This window comes from Terrabacter terrae (genome assembly GCF_039529575.1).
Taxonomy (GTDB): Bacteria; Actinomycetota; Actinomycetes; order Actinomycetales; family Dermatophilaceae; genus Terrabacter; species Terrabacter terrae.
In genome coordinates this window covers 1-1485 of sequence record NZ_BAAANB010000175.1, presented here as the reverse complement: position 1 = coordinate 1485, position 1485 = coordinate 1, and the positions used below count along the sequence as shown (strand labels likewise).

The following is a 1485-nucleotide window of genomic DNA, read 5'->3' as shown; positions in this document are numbered from 1 at the left end:
GCGCGTCCAGGACATCGAGGAGGTCGGCGACAACCGGCACACGACCTTCTTCGAGATGCTCGGCAGCTGGAGCCTCGGCGACTACTTCAAGGACGAGCAGCTGCCGCAGTTCTGGGCGTTCCTCACCGACACGGTCGGGTTGGACCCGGCCCGGCTCTACGTGTCGTGCTTCATCGGGGACGAGGCACACGGCATACCCAAGGACGAGGAGTCGGCCGCGATCTGGACCCGGCTGTTCGGCGAGGCCGGCATCCGCGCCGACCAGGTGGAGGTGGGCAGCGAGGAGCGCGCGGCGCAGGTCGGGACGGGCGACGCGCGCATCGTCTTCTACGGCGACAAGAACTGGTGGTGCCGGGAGGGCGCGGCCGAGCGCATGCCGGTCGGCGAGCCGGGCGGACCCGACACGGAGGTCTTCTACCTCTTCCCGCACGTCGAGCACGACCCGGCGTACGGCGCACACTGCCACCCCAACTGCGACTGCGGGCGCTTCATCGAGCTCGGCAACTCGGTGTTCATGGAGTACCGCCGCACCGAGACCGGGTTCGAGCCGCTGCCGCGTCGCAACGTCGACTACGGCGGCGGGCTCGAGCGCATCGCGGCCGCGGCGCTGGACTCGTCCGACGTCTTCCGCATCAGCCTGCTGTGGCCCGTGGTCGAGCGGCTGCAGGAGCTGTCGGGCCGTGACTACGAGAAGGAGCGGCTCGCGATGCGGGTCATCGCCGACCACCTGCGGGGCGCGACGTTCCTGGCCGTCGACGGTGTGCGGCCGAGCAACAAGACGCAGGGCTACGTGCTGCGCCGACTCGTCCGGCGCGCCGTGCGCTTCGCCGTCGACCTCGGGATCGAGGACAACTTCTTCCCGCTCGTCGTCCCCACCGTCGCGGCCGTCTACGCGAGGCACTATCCCGAGGTGGCCGCGGCTGCGGACCGGGTCGTGGCGGTGCTCGCGCGCGAGGAGGACGTCTTCCGGCGGACCCTGCGCCGCGGCCTCGACCGGCTCGAGAGCCACCGCGGCACTGTCGTGACCGGCGCGGACCTCTTCGTGCTCTACGACACGTACGGCTTCCCCGTCGAGCTGTCGACCGAGGTGGCCGTCACGGAGGAGATCGCACTCAGCCCCGAGTGGCGTCGGGAGTTCGACGAGCACATGGCGGCGCAGCGGGCGCGGTCGCGGTCGGTTTCCCGTTCGCCGGGGCGGACGCTCCCGTAGCCTGCAAGAAGGAGGGCCGGGATCGGCTGCCACACCAACCCCTCCCTGTCGGCCTGGCAGCCCGGTGGGACCCGGCCCTCCCGCCTGCCGTCCTCGCCGCGCTCGTATGCGGCCGCGCCCGTCGGCATCAGAACTCGGTGACCGGCCGGATCTCGACGACGGGATGGACCTGGACGAGCACCTCTGCTGCCTCGACGAGCGCGTCGTAGTCCTCGCAGCTGACGAGGAAGAAGCCGGTGAGCTGTTCGTCCCCCGGGCGCGCGGGACCGTCGGCG

At 71.3% G+C, this 1485-nt stretch carries 1 protein-coding gene; it reads left to right on the top strand.

Translation table 11 applies throughout. The features are described from left to right. A partial coding sequence (locus ABD194_RS20485; RefSeq protein WP_343994963.1) for an alanine--tRNA ligase-related protein occupies nucleotides 1-1210 on the top strand: 1210 nt, incomplete at its 5' end. Nucleotides 1211-1485 lie beyond the last annotated feature (275 nt).